Consider the following 24,529-nt stretch of genomic DNA (forward strand, 5'->3'; position numbering starts at 1 on the left):
GTACGGGGGCGGCGGGGTGTGGGGCGGCCGCGGCGGGGCGTACGGGTTCTGCGGGCCCGGTGCGTACGGGTTCGGTGGGCCCGGCGCGTAGGGGTTTCCGGGCGGCGTGTGCGGAGTGCCCTGCGGCGGTACGAAGCGGTCGCCTGACCAACGCCGGGACCCAACCCCGACGGATTCCGCGAGGTCAGCCGCCGTGACGGCCGGGGCCGTAAGGCTGCTGCGGGTTGTACGGGGGCGGCGGGGTGTGGGGCGGCCGCGGCGGGGCGTACGGGTTCTGCGGGCCCGGTGCGTACGGGTTCGGTGGGCCCGGCGCGTAGGGGTTGCCCTGCGGGGGCGTGCTGTAGGGGTTCCCGGGCGGCATGTGCGGAGTGCCCTGCGGCGGTACGAAGCCGTTGGGTGCGTACGACGGTGGCGGCGGGGTCGGTGTCGGGCCGGGCGTCGGCGGGAGGGTGGCCGGGTGGTCCGCGAGCCGAATGCCGTACCGGCTCTTGAGGCGGCCCATCTCCAGCAGGGAGATGGCCGTGACGGTCACGGGGGCGCTCAGGATGAAGACGACGCCCATGGCGAGGCCGAGGCCGTGCAGATCACCTGTGATGAGGTCGGGGATGGCCATCAGCCATGTCGTCACCGTGGCGAGCAGCGGCGGCAGGCAGCGGTGCACGACGGCGGTGCCGAAGAAGTTCCCCGAGATCCGGTAGGCGCCGGCGATCACGAAGAACGCCATCCAGAGCCCCACGAAGCTGACCAGAAGGGTCCCGAAGGCCCCGAGGGCGCCGCCCAGCTGGAAGATCAGCACCGTACCGAGCGCCGAGCCGATGAACAGCAGCAGCAACTTCAGCGACCTGACGAGCGGGTCCCGCAGCTGGCTCACCGTACCTGCGCCGGAACGCCGCCAGAGGTAGAGCATCACGCCGACCGTGAGCGGTGTGATGAACAGCAGGACCAGACAGGCGGTGGCCGCGTTGTCCAGCATCTCGTCGAAGGCGAAGCCGCCCTCGACGAAGGTGTAGACACCGAACGCCGCGACCGCGCCGGCGATGACCCGCACCCGCTTGAGCGCGTCCACCGACGGATCCAGTGACTCCGGGATCCAGGCCGGGTGGAACACCGCCCGCGCCACATGATGAGGCTTCAGGAACGACCGGGCGGTCAGGGTACCGCCGGTCCAACTCCCTTGTGGATAAGTCAACTTGCACTCCCCCGAGTGATCGTTGTCATGATCGCCGAGGGATTCTACGGGAAACGGACGGCAACGCGCCGCCCGCTTTCCGTATCAGCGGTCACTGGCATCCGGGGTCACTGGCATCCTCGGTCACTGCCGCCCGCGCAGCTCCCGGTACTTGGCGACGAGCGCCTTCGTCGACCCGTCCAGCCCCGGCACCTCGGCGCCCTCGGTCAGCGCGGGCTCGACCCGCTTGGCGAGGACCTTGCCGAGCTCGACGCCCCACTGGTCGAAGGAGTCGATGTTCCACACCGCGCCCTGCACGAACACCTTGTGCTCGTACAGCGCGATCAGCTGACCGAGCACCGACGGAGTCAGCTCGCGCGCGAGGATCGTGGTCGTCGGGTGGTTGCCCTTGAACGTCTTGTGGGTCACCAGCTCCTCCGGCACCCCCTCCGCACGCACCTCCTCCGGCGTCTTGCCGAACGCCAGTGCCTGCGTCTGCGCGAAGAAGTTCGCCATCAACAGGTCGTGCTGCGCCTTGAGTTCGTCGCTCATCTCGGCGACCGGCTCGGCGAAGCCGATGAAGTCCGCCGGGATCAGCTTGGTGCCCTGGTGGATCAGCTGGTAGTACGCGTGCTGCCCGTTGGTGCCCGGCGTGCCCCACACGATCGGCCCGGTCTGCCAGTCGACCTCCCGCCCGTCCCGGCCGACGTACTTGCCGTTGGACTCCATGTCCAGCTGCTGGAGATACGCCGTGAACTTCGACAGATAGTGGCTGTACGGCAGCACCGCGTGCGACTGGGCATCGTGGAAGTTGCCGTACCAGATGCCCAACAGGCCGAGCAGCAAAGGCACGTTGGCCTCGGCGGGCGCGGTGCGGAAGTGCTCGTCGACGATCCGGAAACCGTCCAGCATCTCCCGGAAGCGGTCCGGCCCGATGGCGATCATCAGCGACAGACCGATCGCCGAGTCGAAGGAGTAGCGTCCGCCTACCCAGTCCCAGAACTCGAACATATTGGCCGTGTCGATCCCGAAGTCGGCCACCTTCTCGCCGTTCGTCGACAGCGCGACGAAGTGCTTGGCGACGGCCTCCGTCCCGGCCTTCAGCTCACCCAGCAGCCAGTTGCGCGCGGACGTGGCGTTGGTGATCGTCTCGATGGTGGTGAACGTCTTGGACGCGATGATGAACAGCGTCTCGGCCGCGTCCAGGTCACGGGTGGCTTCGTGCAGGTCGGCGCCGTCGACGTTCGACACGAAGCGGACGGTGAGGTCGCGGTCGGTGAAGCTGCGCAGCACCTCGTAGGCCATCGCGGGGCCGAGGTCGGAGCCGCCGATACCGATGTTGACGACGTTCTTGATCCGCTTGCCGGTGTGGCCGGTCCAGGCGCCGGAGCGGACCCGCTCGGCGAAGCCGGCCATCTTGTCGAGGACGGTATGCACACCCGGGACGACGTTCTCCCCGTCGACCTCGACCACGGCATCCCGCGGCGCGCGCAGCGCGGTGTGCAGCACGGCGCGGTTCTCGGTGGTGTTGATCTTCTCGCCGCGGAACATGGCGTCCCGCAGCCCGAAGACGTCCGTCGCGGCGGCCAGCTCGCGCAGCAGCCGCAGCGTCTCGTCGGTGACCAGGTGCTTGGAGTAGTCGATGTGCAGGTCGCCGACCTGCGTCGTGTACCCCGCGCCGCGGCCCTCGTCGGCGCCGAACAGCTCCCGCAGCTGCACGTCGCCGAGCTCCTCACGGTGCTTGGCCAGCGCGGTCCACTCGGGGGTCTGGTTGAGCCTGGTACGGCCGTCTGCGTTCATGTACGACTTCAGCCTTCTTTCGTGCCTGTCCCAGCTGTTCCAACCTAATTGATCAGCGCGGGACCTGAGCGGTCGTGACGTCGTCGTCCAGCGCAACAACAGGTACGTGGGGCTTGCGTGCCGGTATCAACGAGATGACGGCCAGGGCGAAGAGCGCTGCGGCCAGCAGAGCCGGTCCGTTCAGCCCCCACGCCCCCGCCACGGCACCGCCGAGCAGCGCACCGATCGGGGCACCGGACGTCGAGGCCGTGCGGAAGGCCGAGGCGATCCGGCCCACCATGGCCTCGGGGCTGCGCTGCTGCATCAGCGTGACCTGGTTGACGTTCCACACCATGCCCATGGCGCCGAGCAGCACCATGCCCGCCAGGAGGGCCGCCAGATGGCGGACGGTCCCCGTGAGCAGCAGCGCCGAAGTCTGCACGGTCCCGGCCAGCAGCAGTGCCCGCATCCGCCCGGTTCTGCTCGCGATCCGCTGGGCCACGAATCCGCCCGCCAGCCCGCCGACCGCGTACGCGGTCATCGCCGCCGCGTAGGCTGCGTGGCCGCCGTGCAGCCAGCTCGTCACATGGAGCACCAGCGTGGCGATCAGGGCACCCATCCCGATGTTGCACAGGAGGGTGGCCACACAGCACGCCCGCAGCGCCCGGTCCCGCCACAGTGCGCGCAGCCCTTCGCCGATCTCGGCCCGCAGTGTGCCGCCCGCCGGGCGTGGTCCGCGCTCGGGCGGCCGTATCCGCAGGGATGCCACCAGGACGGCGGCCAGCAGATAGGTGCTCGCGTCGGCCACGAAGGGCATCGCGATGCCGGCCGTCAGCAGCAGCGGCACGAACGGGCCCGCGATCAGGCCGCCGGCGAGTTGCTGGCCGGTCATCAGACGGGCGTTGGCGCTACCCAGGGCCGTGGGGTCGACCAGGGCCGGGAGCAGGGCGGTGGCGGCGTTGTCGAACAGGGTCTGGAGTGTCGTCAGTGAGAAGGCGAGCACCAGCAGCAGCGGGATCGAGGCGTGTCCCAGTCCCACAGCCAGCGCGAATCCGGCGACGAGCAGTCCTCGTACGAGATCGACCGCCCACATCGCGCGCCGCTGGTCCACCCGGTCCGCCACGGCCCCGCCGAGCAGCCCGAAGAGCAGCCAGGGGACATAGCCGCAGGCTGTGATCGAGGCGATGACCAGGGGGTCGTCCGTGAGCTGCACGGCGAGCAGCGGCAGCGCGGTGGTACGCAGCGCGTCCCCGAACCGCGAGATCACCGCGGCGGTCCACAGTCGTCCGAATCCACCGCGCCACGCGGGCGCACGCACGTCTTCCGTCCCAGCCGTTGCCACGGCTCCCCCTCCGGTCCGTCTGTGTCGATGCGAAAGATCGATACACAAACCGTAGAGGGCGCCACTGACAATCGGCCCCGGAGCGGAAGGCCGCGGTGGATCCGACTGGTCCGGCCAGGCACCCACAGGTACCCGGCCGGCCTCAACTCCTAGATCTCGCCTCGCAGTTTGGCGAGCGCCTCGGCGAGGATCGCCTCGCCGTCCGCGTCGCTGCGCCGTTCCCGTACATACGCGAGGTGCGTCTTGTAGGGCTCGGTGCGCGGCGGGTCCGGCGGGTTGTCCCGGTCCTGTCCGGCGGGAAAGCCGCAGCGCGGGCAGTCCCAGGTGTCGGGAACCTGCGCGTCGCTGGCGAAGCTGGGCTGCGTCTCGTGCCCGTTGGAGCACCAGAAGGAGATGCGCAGCCGGGGCGCGGACTCGCCCCGCTCGGCCTCGCCCATCGGCCCCGCCCCGACCCGGCTTCCTCGGATCGCGTTGCCACTTGCCACGGTCGTAACTCCCTGCGTGATGGTGCCGCAAAGCGAGTCGGCGTTTCGCTTCACTGCGAGCGCCTCAGTCTACGTAAGGCCCAACGCGCGTCCAGTGATTGGAGTTACAGAGCCCCTACACCAAGACGCAAGCCCCATGATAGGCCGCGCTCAGCTGCGCGTACCGAACATGGGGCCTTACGTGTGGATTGTGCGTGCCGGTCAGTTGCTGACCTTCATCGTGATGCCGAGTACGACAATGCACGCGAACCAGAGCAGACCGACCACCACGGTGATCCGGTCGAGGTTGCGCTCGGCGACCGAGGAGCCGCCGACGGACGACTGCATGCCGCCACCGAACATGTCGGAGAGGCCGCCGCCCTTGCCCTTGTGCATCAGCACCAGCAGCATCAGCAGCCCGCTGAAGACGATCAGGGCGATCGAGAACCCCATAACCACGGCTGGACCAACTTCCTCGGATCTGGATGGACGACAGGGGCACAGCCTCAGGGCTGTGCCCCCGCAAGGGTACGACGGATCGCCGCTACCGCATACTCACTGGTCGCGGAAGCGCACGATCTTGACGAACTCGTCGGCGTCCAGCGAGGCGCCCCCGACCAGGGCGCCGTCGATGTCGGCCTGCGCCATGATCTCGGCGACATTGCCCGACTTCACGGAGCCGCCGTACTGGATGCGGACCTTGTCGGCCAGGTCCTCGGAGTACAGCTCGGCGATCTTGCCACGGATGGCGGCGCAGACCTCCTGCGCGTCCTCGGCACCGCAGACCTTGCCGGTGCCGATGGCCCACACGGGCTCGTAGGCGATCACGACGGTCTCGGCCTGCTCGGCCGGGAGGTCCTTCAGACCGCCCTCGACCTGGGCGAGGGTGTGGGTGACGTGGTTGCCCGCCTCACGGACGTCCAGTTCCTCGCCGACGCACAGGATCGGGGTCAGGCCGTGCTTGTAGGCGGCCTTGACCTTGGCGTTGACGATCTCGTCGGTCTCGGCGTGGTACTGGCGGCGCTCGGAGTGGCCGACCGCCACGTACGTGCACTTCAGCTTGGCCAGCATCGGGCCGGAGATCTCGCCGGTGTAGGCACCGGAGTCGTGCGCCGAGATGTCCTGGGCGCCGTACTTGATCTTCAGCTTGTCGCCGTCGACCAGGGTCTGCACGGAGCGCAGGTCGGTGAAGGGCGGCAGGACGGCGACCTCGACTGCGTCGTAGTCCTTGTCGGCCAGGGCGAAGGCGAGCTTCTGGACGTGGGCGATGGCCTCGAGGTGGTTGAGGTTCATCTTCCAGTTGCCCGCCATCAGCGGCGTGCGCGTGCTCAAAGGTCAGTCCTCCAGTGCGGCGAGGCCGGGGAGCGTCTTGCCCTCGAGGTATTCGAGGGAGGCGCCGCCACCGGTCGAGATGTGGCCGAATGCCGACTCGTCGAAGCCCAGGGTGCGGACGGCCGCGGCGGAGTCGCCGCCGCCGACCACGGTGAAGCCCGGGGATTCGACGAGGGCCCGGGCGACCGCCTTGGTGCCCTCGGCGTAGTCGGGGTGCTCGAAGACGCCCATGGGGCCGTTCCAGAAGACGGTGCCGGCGTCGGCGAGCTTCGAGGCGTACAGCTTGCGGGTCTCCGGACCGATGTCCAGACCCTCCTGGTCGGCGGGGATGGCGTCCGCGGCGACGGTCGTGGGGTTGGCCGGGGCCTTGGTCTTCAGGTCCGGGAACTCGGTGGAGACCAGGACGTCGACCGGCAGGACGAGCTCGACGCCGCTCTTCTCGGCGCGCTCCATGTACTCGGTGACGACCGGGATCTGGTCCTCCTGCAGGAGGGAGATGCCGACCTCGTGGCCCTTGGCCTTGAGGAAGGTGTACGCCATGCCGCCGCCGATCAGCAGCCGGTCGGCCTTGGCGAGCAGCTGGTCGATGACGGCGAGCTTGTCGGACACCTTGGCGCCGCCGAGCGCGACGACGTACGGCCGCTTGACGTCCTCGGTGAGCTTCTTCAGGACGGCGACCTCGGTCGCGATGAGGTAGCCGGCGTAGTGCGGCAGCTTGGCCGGGAGGTCGTACACCGAGGCGTGCTTGCGGTGCACCGCGCCGAAGCCGTCGCCGACGTAGACGTCGGCGAGGGCGGCGAGCCGGTCGGCGAAGGCGGCGCGCTCGGCGTCGTCCTTGCTGGTCTCGCCGGCGTTGAAGCGGAGGTTCTCGACCACGGCGACCTGGCCGTCGGCGAGACCGGTGACGACGGCCTGGGCGGACTCGCCGACCGTGTCGGTCGCGAAGGCCACCTCGGCGCCGAGGAGTTCACCGAGGCGCGCGGCGGCGGGCGCGAGCGAGAACACCGGGTCCGGGACGCCCTTGGGGCGGCCCAGGTGCGAGGCGACGACCACGCGCGCGCCCGCCTCGGCCAGCGCCTTGACGGTGGGCAGCACGGCGCGGATACGGCCGTCGTCGGTGATGGTGGTGCCGTCCAGCGGCACATTCAGGTCGGCGCGGACGAAGACCCGCCGGCCCGCGACTCCTTCGGCGAGGAGTTCGTCGATCGTCTTCATGGAAGGGGACTCCCGAGGAGGGTTCGTGATGCTCGGATCGCCAGTGATCCTAAGAGGGCTGGTCTGCACGTGAGTCAGGGCCCGGGCGGCGCGTCCCTGCGCCGCCCGAGCCCTGGCCTCACATCAAGGTGTCTGCTCTGCCGATCAGAGCTGGTTGCCGACGAAGACCGTCAGGTCGACGAGGCGGTTGGAGTAGCCCCACTCGTTGTCGTACCAGCCGATGACCTTCACGTTCTTGCCCTCCTGGACCATGGTCAGGGAGGAGTCGAAGGTGCAGGAGGCCGGCTCGTTGACGATGTCGGAGGAGACGATCGCGTCCTCGGTGTACTCGAGGAGACCCTTCAGCTCGCCCTCGGCGGCCTTCTGGAAGGCGGCGTTGACCTCTTCCTTGGTGACCTCACGGCCGAGCTCGACGACGAGGTCGGTGACCGAGCCGGTCGGGACCGGGACGCGCATGGCGATGCCGTCCAGCTTGCCCTTGAGCTGCGGAAGGACCAGCGCGGTGGCCTTGGCGGCACCCGTGGTGGTCGGGATGATGTTCTCGGCGGCGGCGCGGGCGCGGCGCAGGTCCGAGTGCGGGAAGTCCAGGATGCGCTGGTCGTTGGTGTATGCGTGGACCGTCGTCATCAGGCCCTTGACGATGCCGAAGTTCTCGTCGAGAACCTTCGCCATCGGCGCCACACAGTTCGTGGTGCAGGAGGCGTTGGAGATGACGTGGTGGTTTGCCGCGTCGTACTTGTCCTGGTTGACGCCCATCACGATGGTGATGTCCTCGTCCTTGGCCGGAGCCGAGATGAGGACCTTCTTGGCGCCGCCCGCGATGTGCTTCTCGGCGTCGGCCTTCTTGGTGAAGATGCCGGTCGACTCGATGACGATGTCGACGCCCAGCTCACCCCACGGGATGTCGGCGGGGTTGCGCTCGGAAAGCACCTTGATGGTCTTGCCGTCGACCGTGATGGTGTCGGCGGTGTGCGAGACCTCCTGCTTGAGACGGCCAAGGATGGTGTCGTACTTCAGCAGGTGAGCGGTGGTCGCTGTGTCACCCAGGTCGTTGACAGCCACGATCTCGATGTCAGCGCCCTGCTCCAGCAGCGCGCGGAAGTAGTTGCGACCGATACGACCGAAGCCGTTGATGCCTACGCGGATCGTCACGAACCGATCTCCTCGTTGGTACGCCGGCCATGCGGTGCCGGCGAGCTCTGTTTGGGATGTCCCCGACCGCCTACGACCCTACCTCTCTGAGGCCGCCGTGGTGACATCCAGATGCCTCATACACGGCACGGCGGTCCGTACCCGCCAGTAGGGGTACGGACCGCCCCGCCCGAAAGTCCGGATCACTCGATTTGGTCACTGTGCGTTGCGCGCAGTTGACCTCGGCGTGTCACTCGTCAAGTGAGTCGAGGGCGTTTCCGATGAGCGCCGTACGGTCGGCCGCCGCGGTGATGTGTTCCAGGCCGAAGCCGAGAAGCACCGTGTCGTCCGTGGTGATCGCGCCGTACGTCTGGAACAGCGCTCCGGTGCGTGCCCAGTCCTTGAGCGCGGCCGGGCTGCCCGCGGGCGGTCCGCTCACACTCCAGGCGCCGAGCGACGTCTCGAAGCCCTCGGTCTCGGTGGCCGTTCCGCCGACGACGAGCGCGGCCTGGTCGGCGAGGACGCCACGGCCGCCGAAGCCCGGGTCGGAGACATAGCTGATCGAGATCTCGACGGACTTGCCGGCGTACGCGCTCAGGTCGAACTCGACCTGCTTCCAGCCCGCGGAGGCGCCGGTGAGGGCGTACCACTGGCCGCTGGTACCGGACGCGGTGCAGCCGGCGGCCGACTGCGTCAGGTAGTGCGCGAGCCAGGGGTGCTCGGCCATGTAGAACCCGGCCTCGCACTCCGCCGGCACGGTGTTGCTGGTGGCACCGCCCTTCTCGGGAAGCGTCGTCCAGTCCTCGCCCCCGGTAGTGTGGGCCTCGATCAGGACGTTGTCGTAGCCGGGTTCGACATCCCACAGCAGCTGGGTGCGCAGGACGGGTTGCTGCGCCGCCGTCACACCGGTGAGGTCGACGGTCCTGGTGAGCCGCTTGTAGGCGTCGTCGGTGTGCACGGCGGCCGCCATCCAGGAGCCCGCGTAGGGGCCGTACGGGCTGACGGTGCCGGCGAACCGGCCCGCGCCCGCGCTGGCGAACTGCGGGTAGGTGTCGACGGACAGCTGGTCCGAGGTGACGCTGTAACTCCCGGCCTTGTCGAGCGGGTTGCCGGTGGCGTCGCCGAGCGCTCCGGTGAAGCCGCCGAGCTTGCCGGAGCCGGTGAAGCCGGTGGCGCCGGGGAGCGACGTACGGGAGTAGGCGCCCAGGTAGTACTGGCTGAAGTCGTTCGACAGGGTGCCGCCGCCGAGGTCGACGTTGCCGCCGGCCTGCTCACCTGCCTCCATCAGCTTGCCGCCCTCGTTGAGGTAGGCGCGCAGCTGGAGCTGGGTGGCGTTGCCCGGGACGTTCGCGCCGGTGTAGTGGACGACGGTGTCGAAGTGACTCAGGACGCCGAGCGCGTCGGGCGCGCCCTGTGCGGCGACGTCCCAGACGATCGCCCGGTGGCCGTTGGCCTTGAGCGCGTCGACGTACTTCTGCGCGTGCGTGGCGCCGGCGCCTTCCTCGGCGACCACGAGGACGTCCGCGCGCGGCCGTTCGGCCACCGTGTACGTGAAGTGCTCGCTGGAGACCTTCTGTCCGCTCCTGGTCTCACCGGTGAACCACACCTCGACCTTGTCCCCCTGGTCGCCGTCGGCGACCTTGGCGCGGTACTGGTCGAAGTAGAGGTTGTCCTCACCGCCGTATGTCTCGCCGCCCTGCCAGGGCCTGAGCGCCATGTCGTGCGTACGGCCGCCGTTGACGCGGTACTTGAGCTCCTTGTCGCGCACGGACCTGCGTACGACGACGGAGACCTCCTGGTCCGCGCCACGGGAGTACGACGTGGTGAACGGCGCCGGGGTGAAGTCGGCGGCCTTCAGGCCGAGCGAGGAGACGGGCTGGTCGGGACGCCCGGCGCTCTCGGCGACCGAGAGCGCGAACGGCACGTTCTTCGCGAACTCGTCCTGGATCAGCCTCTCGTCGTCCGGGAAGTTGAACACCGACTGGCAGTCTGCCGCGTTCCACTGGTCGTTCGGGTCGATGTTCGACGCGGTCTGACAGGTCGACATCTCGGGCGTGTACATCGCCAGGCCGTTGACGTTCGAGGCGTGACCGTCTGCCTCGCCGTTGGTCGTGTACAGCTCCGAGGAGACCTGCGGACGGTAGCCGGGGATCGCGGAGTTGTCCGGGGTTCCGGCGAGGGCCTTGTACATCACGTCGTCGGGGGTGTCGGTGGCCACCTGCCAGCCGACTCCGTAGAGGATGAGTTCGGCGGCGGAGTGGTAGTTGATGCCGTAGGTGAAGCCGATGCGCTTCTCGAAGGAGTCCAGCGCCTTGGTCTCGGGCTCGGAGGCCGGGGACGCGCCGCGATAGGTCTCGCTGGTGGGGTTGGGGGACGAACCCTCGTCGTCGTAGCCCCACTTGTAGCTGAAGTTGCGGTTGAGGTCGACGCCGTCGCCGGTGGTGATGGTGCCGTCGTCGTTGATGTCCCGCAGGTTCTTGCGCCACAGGCGGCTGTTCGAGTCCTGGAACGTGTAGTCGTAGCCGTCGGGGTTGGCCGAGAGGACGAACCACAGCTCGGTCGAGTCGACGATCTTCTTGATCCGCTTGTCCGTCTTGTAGTTGTCCAGGTAGTGGTGCATCAGGCGCCGGGTCATCTCCGGCGTGATCCACTCGCGCGCGTGCTGGTTGGACATGTAGAGGACGGAGGGCTTGGAGCCGTCCTTCGTCGTCTTGGCGTTCTTGGTGAGCTTGAGCGCCAGGATGTCCTGGCCGTTGACCGTCTTGCCGATGGAGATGACCTTGGTGAGGCCGGGGTTCTCCTGGCCGGTCCGGACGATCTCCTCCTTGAGCCCCCCGCTGCCGCTGTACGGGCGGTACACGCCCTCGGCGGCCTGCTCGGTACGGGCCTCCGCCTTGGTGGAGAGGTCGTGCTCGGTGAGCTCGACGCCCTGCTTCTCGAGCTTCTTGGCCTGGTCGTCGGTGAGGTAGACCTCGACGGTGGCCGTGCCCTTCTCGGGCGCCTGCTCGCTGAGTTCGTGGCCGTCCTGACCGGCCGCCAGCAGCAGGGGTACCTGCTTCTTGGTGACCTCGGCCCGGAAGACCTTGACTTCGCTCGGGTCGGTTTCCTGTGAACTTCCCGGTCGTGCCTGTGCGATGGGTGCGATACTCGCCCCACCTATGAGGAGCGCGCCGACAGCGAGGATCGATCTCGCTCTGGGTCTCATGTACCCCCCTAGCAGTGTTTCGCCACAGTGGCGAATGACTGCCAGGCTCATGCCACTTCATGTTCCAGTCAAGAGCGCCGCAAAGACTGACAAATACCGGTGCCGACGTCCCAAGTGGACGTCGGCAGCGCGATATTGACGATCTGTTGGGTCACCCCACGAGGTTGTCCGCGAGTTCCTCGGAGAGGTTGGCCTCCGTGCCCGGGATCCCGAGGTCCTGGGCCCGCTTGTCGGCCATGGCCAGCAGTCGGCGGATACGGCCGGCGACGGCGTCCTTGGTCAGCGGCGGGTCGGCGAGCGCGCCCAGCTCCTCCAGGGAGGCCTGCTTGTGCTCCATGCGCAGACGTCCGGCGGCGGCGAGGTGCTCAGGGACCTCCTCGCCGAGGATCTCCAGGGCGCGCTGGACTCGGGCGCCGGCGGCGACGGCCGCGCGCGCGGAACGGCGAAGGTTGGCGTCGTCGAAGTTGGCGAGGCGGTTCGCCGTGGCGCGGACCTCGCGGCGCATCCGGCGCTCCTCCCAGGCCAGCACGGACTCGTGCGCGCCGAGGCGGGTGAGCAGGGCGCCGATGGCGTCGCCGTCCCGGACGACGACCCGGTCGACGCCGCGGACCTCGCGGGCCTTCGCCGCGATCGACAGCCGGCGGGCGGCGCCGACCAGAGCGAGCGCGGCCTCGGGCCCCGGGCAGGTCACCTCGAGGGAGGACGAGCGGCCGGGCTCGGTGAGCGAGCCGTGCGCGAGGAAGGCACCGCGCCAGGCGGCTTCCGCGTCACAGGTCGCGCCGGAGACCACCTGTGGGGGCAGACCGCGGATCGGGCGGCCCCGCCCGTCGACCAGGCCGGTCTGGCGGGCCAGCTGGTCACCGCCCGCGACCACACGAACGACGTAACGCGAACCGCGGCGCAGCCCGCCCGGCGCCATCACGATCAGCTCGGAGCTGTGGCCGAAGATCTCCAGGATGTCCCGCTTCAGCCGGCGCGCCGCCATCGCGGTGTCCAGCTCCGCCTCGATCACGATGCGCCCGCTGACCAGGTGGAGGCCGCCGGCGAACCGCAGAATGGCGGAGACCTCCGCCTTCCTGCAGCAGGTCCGGGTGACGGGGAGCCGGGAGATCTCATCCTTCACCGCTGCCGTCATCGCCATGGGCCGATCCTTCCATGCATCCGAAAAATACGGTCGTACGCGGCGGCGAGGAGCTCCGGGTCGTGCCGGGGCGTCCCGTCCGTCCGGGCCACCGGGGCCAGCTCGACCGCGGCGCCGAGCCGCTTGGCGGCCTCGGTGAGCACTTCGCGGTCGGGCACGGCGGCCTCGTCGGCCAGCACCACGTCCAGGGCGAGTTTAGGGGCGTGTCGTCCCAAAACCTCCAAATGACGCTGCGGGGAGAACCCCTCGGTTTCTCCCGGCTGCGGGGCGAGGTTCAGGGAGAGTACCCGGCGCGCCTTCGTCTGGGTGAGGGCGTCCAGGAGTTCGGGCACCAGCAGATGCGGGATGACCGAGGAGAACCAGGACCCGGGGCCGAGCACCACCCAGTCGGCGTCCCGGACGGCGGCGACGGCCTCCGGGACGGCGGGCGGGTCGAACGGCACGACGTGCACCGACTGCACCTCACCGGGGGTGAGGGCGACGTTGGCCTGACCGCGGACGGTCTCGACCTCCTCGGGTCGGTCCGGGTCGTGCCCCTTGACCAGGGCCTGGAGCTCCAGGGGTACGGCGGACATGGGCAGCACCCGCCCGTGCGCGCCGAGCAGCTTGCCGACCAGGTCGAGGGCCTGGACATGGTCGCCGAGCTGCTCCCACAGGGCGACGATCAGCAGATTGCCGACCGCGTGGTCGTGCAGATCGCCCTGGGAGTGGAAGCGGTGCTGGATGACGCGGGCCCAGGTCTGGCCCCAGTCGTCGTCGCCGCACAGCGCGGCCAGCGCCTTGCGCAGGTCGCCGGGCGGCAGCACGCCCAGCTCGTCGCGCAGGCGCCCGCTGGAGCCGCCGTCGTCGGCCACGGTGACGACGGCCGTGAGATCGCCGGTGATCCGGCGCAGCGCGGCGAGCGAGGCGGACAGGCCCATGCCGCCGCCGAGGGCGACGACCTTGGGCTGGGTGCCGCGGCGGCGGGGCCGCGCGCCGCGGGCCTCGGCGGGCCGGCCGGCGCGCGACTCGGGCACCGCGCGGCGCAGCCTGCTCAGCCGGGGAGTACGTCCCGTCATTCCCGTCCCATGTCCCGGTGCACGACCACCGTCTCCACGCCCTGGGAGGCAAGGCGCGCCGCGAGCTTCTCGGATGTGGCGACCGAGCGGTGCTTGCCGCCGGTGCAGCCGACCGCGATCGTCACGTACCGCTTGCCCTCGCGACGGTATCCGGCCGCGATCAGCTGGAGCAGCTCGGAGTAGCGGTCGATGAACTCCTTCGCGCCCGGCTGGTTGAAGACGTACGCCGACACCTCCTCGTTGAGGCCGGTGTAGGGGCGCAGCTCCGGAACCCAGTGCGGGTTGGGCAGGAAGCGCATGTCCACGACCAGGTCGGCGTCGACCGGGAGGCCGTACTTGAAGCCGAAGGACATCACCGTGGCCCGCAGCTCGGGCTCCTCCTCCCCGGCGAACTGGGCGTCCATCTTGGCCCGCAGCTCGTGCACGTTGAGGCTGGAGGTGTCGATCACCAGGTCGGCGTCGCCCCGCAGCTCGCGCAGCAGCTCGCGCTCGGCGGCGATGCCGTCGACGATCCGGCCGTCGCCCTGGAGCGGGTGCGGGCGGCGCACCGACTCGAACCGGCGCACCAGGGCGTCGTCGGAGGACTCCAGGAACACGATCCGGCGCGTGACACCCCGGGTGTCCAGGTCCGAGAGCGAATCGCGGAGGTTGTCGAAGAAGCGTCGGCCTCGGACGTCGACGACCACCGCGATCCGCGCCACATTGCCCTGGGACCGGGCGCCGAGCTCCACCATGGTGGGGATCAGCGCGGGCGGCAGGTTGTCGACGACGAACCAGCCGAGGTCCTCCAGACACTTCGCCGCTGTGGAGCGGCCGGCCCCGGACATGCCGGAGATGATCACCAGCTCGGGGATGGCCGCCTCGGGGACCCCGGCTGTCTCGCTACCCGTACTCACCTGTGCTCCGTCTTTCTGGAGTGCGTCCTGCTGGGTGAGATCCTCGCCGGTCTTCTTGTGGGTTTCCTGGGCTTGTTGATCTCGCTCGGTTGTGGGCTGCTTGTCGTGCTCGCTCATCTCTCCTGCCCCCGTCGTTCGTCCGGGGCGCCCGCGGACACGGGCTCCCCCGAGGTCTCCGCCGTCGTTTCGGATTCCTCGTCTTCCATGATCTCTCCAGTCGCCGTGTTCACGGCGGGCGCGGCCGGGGCCGCCCGGGCGAAGGCCGCGGCGATGGTCTCCGCGGTTTTGCGACCTATGCCCGGAACCTCGCAGATCTGGTCGATCGTCGCGGCCCGCAGCTTCTTCACCGAACCGAAGTGCTTGATCAAGGCCTGCTTGCGGGTCTCGCCGAGGCCCGGCACGTCGTCCAGCGGGCTCGACCGGAAGCGCTTGGCGCGCTTGGTGCGCTGGTAGGTGATCGCGAAGCGGTGGGCCTCGTCTCGGACGCGCTGGAGCAGGTACAGGCCCTCGCTGGTGCGGGGCAGTACGACCGGGTCGTCGTCACCGGGCAGCCAGACCTCCTCCAGGCGCTTGGCCAAGCCGCAGACGGCGATGTCGTCGATGCCGAGCTCGTCCAGGGCCCGCTGGGCGGCCGCGACCTGCGGCTGACCGCCGTCGACGACGACGAGCTGGGGCGGGTAGGCGAAGCGCTTGGGACGGCCGTCGTCGTCGTTGAGGCCGTTCGCGAGGGGGGCGGAGGAGGTGTCGGTGAGACCGGTGGAGGAGGCCCCGGGTAGGCCGGTGGACGAGGGCTCGGTGAGGCCGCTGGAGGAGGGCTCGGTGAGGCCGGTGGACGAGGTGTCGTCGAGCGGGTCGGACGAGGAGTCCGTGAGGGAGCCGGACGAGGAGTCGGGCAGGGAGCCGGCGACGGAGTCGGAGGAGGTGTCGGCGACGGAGCCGGAGGAGGTGTCGGCGAGGGTGTCCTCGCCGTCGGTCCACTCGCCGGTCCGCTCCTTCTCGGCGAGGTAGCGCTTGAAGCGGCGGGTGATCACCTCGTGCATGGAGCGGACGTCGTCCTGGCCCTCGAAGCCCTTGATCTGGAAGCGGCGGTACTCGCTCTTGCGGGCCAGGCCGTCCTCGAAGACGACCATGGAGGCCACCACGTCGTCGCCCTGGAGATGCGAGATGTCGTAGCACTCGATCCTGAGCGGGGCGCTGTCCAGGTCGAGGGCGTCGGCGATCTCCTCCAGCGCCCGCGAGCGAGTGGTCAGGTCGGAGGCGCGCTTGGTCTTGTGCAGGACGAGCGCCTGCTGGGCGTTGCGCTCGACGGTCTCCATGAGGGCGCGCTTGTCACCCCGCTGGGGGATGCGCAACGAGACGTTCGAGCCGCGTCGGCCCGACAGCCACTCCTGCACGGGCTCCAGCGGGTCGGGGAGAGCCGGGACGAGGACCTCCTTGGGCACCGCGTCCCCGGTCTCCTCGCCGTAGAGCTGCTGGAGGGCGTGCTCCACGAGGGCGCCGGTGGTGATCTCCTCGACCTTGTCGGTGACCCAGCCGCGCTGGCCGCGCACCCGTCCGCCGCGGACGTGGAAGATCTGCACGGCCGCTTCCAGCTCGTCCTCGGCGACGGCGATGAGGTCGGCGTCGGTCGCGTCGGCGAGCACGACCGCGTTCTTCTCCATGGCCTTCTTCAGGGCCTCGATGTCGTCCCGCAGGCGGGCCGCCCGCTCGTACTCCATCTCGTCGGCCGCCTCCATCATCTGCGTCTCCAGGCGGCGCAGATACGCGCCCGTGCGGCCGGTCATGAAGTCGCAGAACTCCTCGGCCAGTTCACGGTGGTCCTCGGCGGAGACGCGTCCGACGCAGGGGGCGGAGCACTTGCCGATGTAGCCGAGCAGGCAGGGGCGGCCGGTGCGGGAGGCGTTCTTGAACACGCCGGCCGAGCAGGTGCGGACCGGGAAGACGCGCAGGAGGAGGTCGACGGTGTCGCGGATCGCCCACGCGTGCGCGTACGGCCCGAAGTACCGGACGCCCTTCTTCTTGTGACCTCGCATCACCTGGACGCGCGGAAACTCCTCGTTCATCGTCACCGCGAGATACGGGTAGCTCTTGTCGTCGCGGTACTTGACGTTGAACCTGGGGTCGTACTCCTTGATCCAGGAGTACTCCAGCTGAAGGGCCTCGACCTCCGTCGACACCACCGTCCACTCCACGGATGCGGCGGTGGTCACCATGGTGCGGGTGCGGGGGTGGAGGCCCGCCAGGTCCTGGAAGTAGTTCGCCAGGCGCTGGCGCAGGCTCTTCGCCTTTCCGACGTAGATCACCCGGCGGTGCTCGTCACGGAACCTGTACACCCCGGGGGAGTCCGGGATCTGTCCCGGCTTGGGGCGGTAGCTGGAGGGATCGGCCATGTCTCACACCCTACTGGCGCCCGGTGACAGTCCGGCGAGGCTGTGGATAACCCCCGCCACGGTCAGCGGGACCGCAGAAAACGTCAGAACCGCCGGCACACGACGGTGATCGTCGCCGTCCCCCGCAGGCGGAGCTTGCCCCTGATGCGGCGGACGTGTCTCAACCGTGCCCTCGGTGACGCGCAGGCGCCGGCCTGTGCCCGCGCCGGAGCGGCCCTCGGCCATCAGGGCGAGGGCATCGCGCTCGCGGGCGCCGAGGTGGGCGGGCGGAGCGTCCCGGCGCTGGGCCGAGAAAGGGCGGCCGGGGCGTGCCCGGCGGTACATCCCACATCCACGACTGCGGTCGCCGAGGGCCTCGACCTCAGGGACGACCGCCCGGACCGTACGCCACGTCACCGAACGCACGTCTCTCCCAGCTGGGCGGCTGCCTCCCCGGCGTGCGCCTCGGGCGGTCATACATGCCTCGGGCCGGTCGGCGGCAGCGGCAGCGGCAGCGGCAGCGGCACGATCGCGGGCGGATGATGTTGGTGCGCGCCGGGCACTCGTCGCGGATCACGGCTTCGCCGTGCTCCACGCGCGGCTTTCGCCGTGCGCATCGCGACTCGGCCAGGAGTGCGTGGCGGTTGGGCATCAGGTGTTGTCGGGACTTGGTCAACACGCTTCAATGCGGGGGAACTCGGGGATCTGAACGGCGGCGTACGGATGTGAAGAGTCCCCCACCGCGCCGACGGGGTGGCCCCGACCACTCGCGTGAACGGTCTGACCAGCCGTTGTGAACACAGAAAGGCCCCTGCATGCCGCACGCCACACAGCACGCGGACATCGCCGCCGTCGCCTCCGCGGAGCTGGACACGGCTCTGCGAGGCGGCCCCTTCCATGTCGCCCTGCGCGCCGCGATAGCCGCCCGGGGACTGCCGCTTCAGCGTGTGCAGCATCATCTGTCCCGTCGCGGTGTGAAGGTCGGCGTCACCAGCCTGAGCTACTGGCAGCAGGGAGCCCGCCGTCCGCAGCGTCCCGAGTCGCTGCGCGCGGTACGGGCGTTGGAGGAGATACTCCAGCTCCCGGAGGAGTCGCTGATCCGGCTGCTCTCCGAGGTCGACGACCATTCCGCCCTCCAGCAGCCCGCCGCCCGTTCCTACCGCGCCTTGATGGAGGCCTCGGGCGTGCTGGAGCGGCTGCTGAGCGAACTGAACTGCCCGGTCGACGGCGGCCTGCACACCCTCGGGCACCACGAGCAGGTACGGATCGGTGCGCGCCGCGAACTCGCGGGCCGCGAGTCGCACCACATCGTGCGCGCCCACAAGGACGGCGTGGGCCGCTTCGTGGCCGTCCACCACGGCGACCCGGGGTGCGCGCCGGAACGCATGAAGGTGCACGCCCTGGAGAACTGCCGCACGGGACGAGTCCGTTGGCACCACGACACCGGCATCCTCGTCACCGAGTTGCTCTTCGGCACGCGCCTGCGGGCCGGCGACACCTATCTCTTCCGCTACGGCGTCGAGGACGGCACGGCCGACGTGTCCCGCGAGTACGCTCGTGGCTTCCATTTCGCGGGCGGCCAGTACGCCCTCCAGGTCCGCTTCGCCGAGAACGCCCTCCCGGCCCGCTGCCACCGCTTTGCCCAGCACTCGGCGGCGGCACCCCGCAGCGGTCGCCAGGGCTTGGCCCTCAGCGGACCGCATCACTCCGTTCACCTTGTCGAACCACGGGTGCGGACGGGGATCGTGGGCATCGGTTGGGAATGGGAGTGAGCCGAGCCGCCACTCCGAGCCGACCCTGGCGGGACGGACCGACCCCGACGGGACTGACCGACCCTCGGCGGGACTGACCGCCGCCTTCTGATCTCGGTATGCCTTGGCCTTCCCCCTTGGGGGTTCGCTTCGGTCCGGGACGTAAACGATTGCGCAAGCGTTTACGTCTGGCTCCGAATGGGATACCTTCCCGGCCAGAAGCAGCCCGGTGGCCCGGGAAGGGCGCCGCACAGGGAGGGGATCGCGATGGCGACCATGGCCGACGTCGCGCGCAGCGCCGGCGTATCCGTGGCGACCGTCTCGCATGTGCTGAACGGGACCCGGCCCGTGCTCCCCCACACCCGTCAGGCGGTGCTGGACGCCATGGAGCAGCTCGGCTACACGCCCAACACTCTCGCCCGTTCGCTGGTGACCTCCCGCACCCGCTCCATCGGGCTCGCGGTGTCGGCGATCAGCAACCCTTACTTCACGGAGATACTTCAGGGTGTCGAGGCCGCCGCCCTGGAGCACGGCTACAGCCTGCTCATCGCCGACCCACACGACGACCCGGCACATGAACACAAGGTCGCTCAGCTCCTGCACGAGCGCCGCGTGGACGGTGTGATCGTCGCGCCCTCCGCCGATCCACGCGAGCTCCTCGCCTACCTCGGCCGCCACAAGGTGCCGACCGTCCTCCTCGACCGCGTGGTCGACGACCCGGCGGACGGCTCGACGCGATTCGACCAGGTCTGCGCCGACGGTGCCGCACCCATGGCCCAGTTGGTCACCCACCTCGCCGGCCTCGGTCACCGGCGGATCGGTCTGGTCGCCGGACTGCCCGGACTCAGCACCACCAGCGAGCGCCTCACCGGATACCGGGACGGCCTGGCGGCCGCCGGGCTCACATACGACGGACGCCTCGTCGTGCACGGAGACTCCGAGTCGGCCGGCGCCGAACGGGCCACCGCCGCGCTACTGTCCCTCGACTCGCCACCCACGGCGCTCGTCACCGCCAACAACGCGATGACCATGGGTGCCCTGCGCGGCCTGCGCGACCTCGGCCTGTCCGTGCCGGGTGACATCGCGCTGTGCTGCTTCGACGACTTCGCCTGGGCCGACCTGTTCTCGCCCCGGCTCACCGCGGTGGCCCAGCCCAGCAGGGACATCGGCGCCCAGGCCGTCCGTGTGCTATTGGACCGCCTCGCCTCGCCGGACCGGCCCGCCCGGACCCTGCGGCTCGCGTGCGCGTTCGTGCATCGCACCTCGTGCGGCTGTGCCGAACAACCGGGGCGGCCGGAGAGCTCCGCGAGGTCCGAGATCTCCGGGAAGCCACAGGTCCCGGTGAGCTCCGAGGGACCCGAGGGCCCTACCGAGCCCCCGACATCCGACAGCCCCGAACAGTCCCGGACCTCCGTGAAAGGAACCGTCTCGTGATCGTCGTCGCCGGTGAGGCCCTGATCGACCTGGTACCGCAGGGCATGGGTGCCCTCGCCGGCCTGAAGCCGGCGCTCGGCGGCGGCCCCTTCAACACCGCCGTGGCCCTCGGCCGCCTCGGCTCCCCCACCGCCTTCTGCTCCCGGACCTCCTCCGACGCGTTCGGTGAGGCGCTGCTCGACGGGCTGCGGCAGGCGGGGGTGGATGTGTCGGCAGTGCAGCGCGGCATGGAGCCGACCACGCTCGCGGTCGCCACCATCGACGAGAAGGGCTCGGCCGCCTACTCCTTCTATGTCGAGGGCACCGCCGACCGGCTCTTCACCGCGCCTCCGGAGCTGCCCGCGGCGGCCCGCGCGGTCTCCTTCGGCACCTGTTCGCTCGTCCTGGAACCGGGGGCGAGCGCCTATGAGGAGCTGATGCGGAGCGCGGCCGCGCAAGGGGTGTTCACCGCGCTCGACCCGAACATCCGAGCGGGCCTGATCCCCGACCCGGACGGCTACCGGGCCCGGTTCAAGAGCTGGCTGCCATCGGTGTCGCTGCTCAAGCTCTCCGAAGAGGACGCGCTGTGGCTGGGCGGCACGCCTCGTGAATGGCTGGCCGCGGGACCTGCGGCCGTCGTGATCACTCAGGGCGGTGACGGTCTGACCGCCTTCACACGCGACGGCGCGGTGCACACCGTACCGGGCGAAGAGGTCGACATCGTGGACACGATCGGTGCGGGCGACACCGTGAACGCGGCCCTGTTGCACGGCTTGGCCGCCCAGGACGCCCTGTCCGCCGAGGCGCTCGTGGGACTCGGCGCCGCCGACTGGACACGGCTGCTGCGGTTCGCGGCGCGGGCTGCCGCGATCACCTGCTCCCGGGCGGGAGCCGAACCGCCGTACGCCTCCGAACTGGGGGACTTCTAGGAGGCGTTCCCTTTCCAAGCCACTGTTGAGGAGTCAAGGTCCGTCATGGCCGCCTGGATCGGGCGGCTGATCATGCAACGGACGGCGCCCCGCGGGGAGTTCCCGCGGGGCGCCGCACCTTTCAGAACTTGTCGGGACTCGTGGCCCGCCAGTCTCAGGCCTTGCGGGCCCGCGTCGTCTTCTTCGCGGGCGTGGCCTTCTTCGCGGCAGCCGCCTTCTTGGTGGCTCCGGCCGCCTTGTCGGTGGCCTTGTTGTTGACCGTCCTCGTGGTCCTGGCCGTCGCGGTCTTCTTCGCCGTCGTCCCTGCCGCGACTGTCTTCTTGGCCGCCGCCTTGCGCGGGGCCTTCACCGGGGCCGCGTCGCTGATCCGGTCGGCGCCGAGGATCTCACGCAGGAACTTGCCGGTGTGGCTGGCCGGGACCGCGGCGACCTCCTCGGGCGTGCCCTCGGCGATCACGAGACCACCGCCGGCGCCGCCCTCGGGACCCATGTCCACGACCCAGTCGGCGGTCTTGATCACATCGAGGTTGTGCTCGATGACGATGACCGTGTTGCCCTTGTCGACCAGACCCGAGAGGACCTTCAGCAGCTTACTGATGTCCTCGAAGTGCAGACCGGTGGTCGGCTCGTCGAGGACGTAGACCGTGCGGCCGGTGGAGCGCTTCTGCAGCTCGCTGGCGAGCTTCACGCGCTGTGCCTCACCGCCGGACAGGGTGGTCGCGGACTGTCCGAGCCGGACGTAGCCGAGACCGACGTCGTTCAGCGTCTTGAGGTGACGGTTGATCGCCGGGACGGCCTCGAAGAAGTCCATGGCCTCTTCGATCGGCATGTTCAGGACCTCGGAGATGGACTTGCCCTTGTAGTGGACCTCCAGGGTCTCCCGGTTGTACCGGGCGCCGTGGCAGACCTCGCACGGGACGTACACGTCCGGGAGGAAGTTCATCTCGATCTTGATGGTGCCGTCGCCCGCGCAGTTCTCGCAGCGGCCGCCCTTGACGTTGAAGGAGAAGCGACCCGGCATGTAGCCGCGGACCTTCGCCTCTGTGGTCTCGGCGAACAGCTTGCGGATGTGGTCGAAGACGCCGGTGTACGTCGCCGGGTTCGAACGCGGGGTGCGGCCGATGGGCGACTGGTCGACGTGTACCACCTTGTCGACGAGGTCGTCGCCGTCCACTCGCGTGTGCCGCCCCGGGACGTTGCGGGCGCCGTTGAGCTCACGGGCCAGGTGCGTGTACAGGATGTCGTTGACGAGCGTCGACTTGCCGGAGCCGGAGACGCCCGTGACCGCGGTGAACACGCCCAGCGGGAACGAGACGTCGATGTCCTGGAGGTTGTTCTCACGGGCGCCGTGCACCGTGAGCTGCCGGGACGGGTCGCGCGGACGCCGGATGTCGGGCAGCGGGATCGCCTTCTTCCCGGCGAGGTACTGCCCGGTCTGCGACTCGGCGTTGGCGAGCAGCTCCTTCAGGGAGCCGCTGTGCACGACCTTGCCGCCGTGCTCACCGGCGCCGGGGCCGATGTCGACGATCCAGTCGGCGACCTTGATGGTGTCCTCGTCGTGCTCCACGACGATGAGCGTGTTGCCCATGTCACGCAGCCGGACGAGGGTCTCGATCAGCCGGTGGTTGTCGCGCTGGTGCAGGCCGATGGACGGCTCGTCGAGGACGTACAGCACGCCGACGAGTCCGGAACCGATCTGGGTGGCCAGACGGATGCGCTGGGCCTCACCGCCGGAGAGCGTGCCGGCTGCGCGGTTGAGCGAGAGGTAGTCCAGGCCGACGTCGACCAGGAACCGCAGCCGCTCGTTGACCTCCTTCAGCACGCGCTCGGCGATCTTCTTGTCCCGGGCGTTGAGCTTCAGCTTGCCCAGGAAGTCCGCGCAGTCGCTGATGGACATCGCCGAGACCTCGGCGATCGACTTCTCCATGATGGTGACCGCGAGGACGATCGGCTTCAGGCGCGTGCCCTCACAGGTGGGGCAGGGCACCTCGCGCATGTAGCCCTCGAAGCGCTCGCGGCTGGCGTCGCTCTCGGCCTCGCTGTGCCGGCGCTTCACGAAGGGGACGGCGCCCTCGAAGGGCGTCGTGTACACGCGCTCACGGCCGTACCTGTTGCGGTACCGGACCTCGATCTGCGTCTTGTGGCCGTAGAGCAGGGCCTTCTTGGCGCGCTGCGGCAGGCCCGCGAAGGGGATGTCCGTCCGGAAGCCCAGCGCGTCCGCGAGGGCGCCGATCAGACGGCCGAAGTAGTCCTTGGTGTGGCCGTGCGACCAGGGGTGGATGGCACCCTCGTCGAGTGACTTGTCCTCGTCCGGGACGATCAGCTCGGGGTCGACCTCCATGCGTGTACCGATACCGGTGCACTCGGGGCAGGCGCCGAAGGGTGAGTTGAAGGAGAAGGAGCGCGGCTCCAGCTCCTCGAAGGAGAGGTCGTCGTACGGGCAGTACAGGTGCTCGGAGTACATGCGCTCGCGCTCGGGGTCGCCCTCGGGGAGGTCGACGAAGTCGAGCACGACCATGCCGCCGGAGAGGCCGAGGGCGGTCTCCACGGAGTCGGTGAGGCGGCGCTTGGCGGAGTCCTTCACAGTGAGGCGGTCGACGACCACCTCGATGGTGTGCTTCTCCTGCTTCTTCAGCGTGGGCGGGCTGGACAGCTGGATCGTCTCGCCGTCCACGCGCGCGCGGGAGTAGCCCTTGGTCTGGAGGTCGGCGAAGAGGTCGACGAACTCGCCCTTGCGCTCGCGCACCAGCGGCGACAGGACCTGGAAGCGGCTCCCCTCCGACAGCTCCAGGACCTTGTCGACGATGGCCTGCGGCGACTGGCGCGAGATCGGGCGGCCGCACTCGGGGCAGTGCGGCTTGCCGATGCGGGCGAAGAGCAGACGCAGGTAGTCGTAGACCTCGGTGATGGTGCCGACCGTCGAGCGCGGGTTGCGCGAGGTCGACTTCTGGTCGATGGAGACCGCCGGGGACAGACCCTCGATGAAGTCGACGTCGGGCTTGTCCATCTGGCCGAGGAACTGCCGGGCGTACGACGACAGCGACTCCACGTAGCGCCGCTGCCCCTCGGCGAAGATGGTGTCGAAGGCCAGCGAGGACTTGCCCGACCCCGACAGGCCCGTGAAGACGATGAGCGAGTCGCGCGGCAGGTCGAGCGAGACATTCTTCAGGTTGTGCTCGCGCGCGCCACGGACGATGAGACGGTCGGCCACGCCGGTCCGCACCTTTCTTGAGAGAAGTGACAAAGGGGCGAGGCCCCCGTGTTTTCTCGGACTAGGCCCCCGTGTTTCTCAGACTAGGGGGAGCCACTGACAACGCCGGTCGGATTCCCCGGATG

Annotated in this window: 18 protein-coding genes; 4 read left to right on the top strand and 14 right to left on the bottom strand. The window is 69.6% G+C overall.

Features of this window, described 5'->3' with window-relative positions:
• Positions 1–184: 184 nt before the first annotated feature.
• The 13 genes from ACZ7NC_RS19175 to uvrC all read right to left on the bottom strand — a co-directional run bounded on the left by ACZ7NC_RS19175 (position 185) and on the right by uvrC (position 17,121).
• A complete protein-coding gene (locus tag ACZ7NC_RS19175) occupies positions 185–1,189 on the bottom strand; it encodes a proline-rich domain-containing protein (RefSeq protein ID WP_471489737.1) in 1,005 nt (334 codons plus the stop codon).
• A gap of 123 nt (positions 1,190–1,312) precedes the next feature.
• Positions 1,313–2,968 (bottom strand): glucose-6-phosphate isomerase, encoded by a 1,656-nt coding sequence (gene pgi, locus ACZ7NC_RS19180; RefSeq protein WP_471489738.1) that lies wholly within the window; start codon positions 2,966–2,968, stop codon positions 1,313–1,315.
• A 52-nt stretch (positions 2,969–3,020) separates the two neighbouring features.
• Positions 3,021–4,265: an MFS transporter gene (locus ACZ7NC_RS19185; RefSeq protein WP_471489740.1), complete on the bottom strand. Its 1,245-nt coding sequence runs from the start codon at positions 4,263–4,265 to the stop codon at positions 3,021–3,023.
• Between the two features lie 173 nt (positions 4,266–4,438).
• Positions 4,439–4,774, bottom strand: a complete 336-nt coding sequence (locus ACZ7NC_RS19190) for an RNA polymerase-binding protein RbpA (protein WP_003957010.1) — start codon at positions 4,772–4,774, stop codon at positions 4,439–4,441.
• Between the two features lie 201 nt (positions 4,775–4,975).
• Entirely contained in the window at positions 4,976–5,206 is a 231-nt protein-coding gene (gene secG / locus ACZ7NC_RS19195) for a preprotein translocase subunit SecG (RefSeq protein ID WP_471489972.1), read from the bottom strand.
• Positions 5,207–5,308: 102 nt separating this feature from the next.
• Entirely contained in the window at positions 5,309–6,085 is a 777-nt protein-coding gene (gene tpiA, locus ACZ7NC_RS19200; protein ID WP_471489742.1) for a triose-phosphate isomerase, read from the bottom strand.
• A gap of 3 nt (positions 6,086–6,088) precedes the next feature.
• On the bottom strand, positions 6,089–7,300 hold the full coding sequence (locus ACZ7NC_RS19205; RefSeq protein WP_471489744.1) for a phosphoglycerate kinase: 1,212 nt from the start codon (positions 7,298–7,300) through the stop codon (positions 6,089–6,091).
• Positions 7,301–7,444: 144 nt separating this feature from the next.
• Positions 7,445–8,452, bottom strand: coding sequence for a type I glyceraldehyde-3-phosphate dehydrogenase (gene gap / locus ACZ7NC_RS19210; RefSeq protein WP_471489745.1), 1,008 nt, complete (start codon positions 8,450–8,452; stop codon positions 7,445–7,447).
• 229 nt (positions 8,453–8,681) lie between these two features.
• Positions 8,682–11,636 (bottom strand): M14 family metallopeptidase, encoded by a 2,955-nt coding sequence (locus ACZ7NC_RS19215; RefSeq protein WP_471489746.1) that lies wholly within the window; start codon positions 11,634–11,636, stop codon positions 8,682–8,684.
• A gap of 151 nt (positions 11,637–11,787) precedes the next feature.
• Positions 11,788–12,777 carry a DNA-binding protein WhiA gene (gene whiA, locus ACZ7NC_RS19220; RefSeq protein WP_062719176.1) on the bottom strand — a complete coding sequence of 330 codons (990 nt, stop codon included), beginning with the start codon at positions 12,775–12,777 and terminating at the stop codon, positions 11,788–11,790.
• Positions 12,768–13,835, bottom strand: a complete 1,068-nt coding sequence (locus ACZ7NC_RS19225; protein WP_471489748.1) for a gluconeogenesis factor YvcK family protein — start codon at positions 13,833–13,835, stop codon at positions 12,768–12,770. The genes whiA and ACZ7NC_RS19225 overlap by 10 nt, the downstream gene beginning before the upstream one ends.
• Positions 13,832–14,848, bottom strand: a complete 1,017-nt coding sequence (rapZ, locus tag ACZ7NC_RS19230) for an RNase adapter RapZ (protein WP_471489750.1) — start codon at positions 14,846–14,848, stop codon at positions 13,832–13,834. Before rapZ ends, ACZ7NC_RS19225 begins: the two co-directional genes overlap by 4 nt.
• The gene (gene uvrC / locus ACZ7NC_RS19235; protein WP_471489752.1) at positions 14,845–17,121 is read right to left on the bottom strand and encodes an excinuclease ABC subunit UvrC; all 2,277 of its coding nucleotides are present in this window, start codon (positions 17,119–17,121) and stop codon (positions 14,845–14,847) included. The genes rapZ and uvrC overlap by 4 nt, the downstream gene beginning before the upstream one ends.
• A 144-nt stretch (positions 17,122–17,265) precedes the next feature.
• Between uvrC and ACZ7NC_RS19240 the strand changes: the two genes are divergently transcribed.
• From ACZ7NC_RS19240 to ACZ7NC_RS19255, 4 genes are all read left to right on the top strand, one after another.
• Positions 17,266–17,643, top strand: a complete 378-nt coding sequence (locus ACZ7NC_RS19240; RefSeq protein ID WP_471489754.1) for a hypothetical protein — start codon at positions 17,266–17,268, stop codon at positions 17,641–17,643.
• A gap of 272 nt (positions 17,644–17,915) precedes the next feature.
• On the top strand, positions 17,916–18,872 hold the full coding sequence (locus tag ACZ7NC_RS19245) for a hypothetical protein (protein WP_471489756.1): 957 nt from the start codon (positions 17,916–17,918) through the stop codon (positions 18,870–18,872).
• 246 nt (positions 18,873–19,118) lie between these two features.
• Positions 19,119–20,285: a LacI family DNA-binding transcriptional regulator gene (locus ACZ7NC_RS19250; RefSeq protein ID WP_471489758.1), complete on the top strand. Its 1,167-nt coding sequence runs from the start codon at positions 19,119–19,121 to the stop codon at positions 20,283–20,285.
• Complete coding sequence (locus tag ACZ7NC_RS19255) at positions 20,282–21,193, top strand: carbohydrate kinase family protein (protein WP_471489760.1); 912 nt, start codon at positions 20,282–20,284, stop codon at positions 21,191–21,193. Before ACZ7NC_RS19250 ends, ACZ7NC_RS19255 begins: the two co-directional genes overlap by 4 nt.
• A 154-nt stretch (positions 21,194–21,347) precedes the next feature.
• On the opposite strand, the gene uvrA is transcribed toward ACZ7NC_RS19255, so the two are convergent.
• Entirely contained in the window at positions 21,348–24,404 is a 3,057-nt protein-coding gene (uvrA, locus tag ACZ7NC_RS19260; RefSeq protein ID WP_471489762.1) for an excinuclease ABC subunit UvrA, read from the bottom strand.
• Positions 24,405–24,529 lie beyond the last annotated feature (125 nt).

The organism is Streptomyces sp. NPDC111802, from assembly GCF_055634335.1.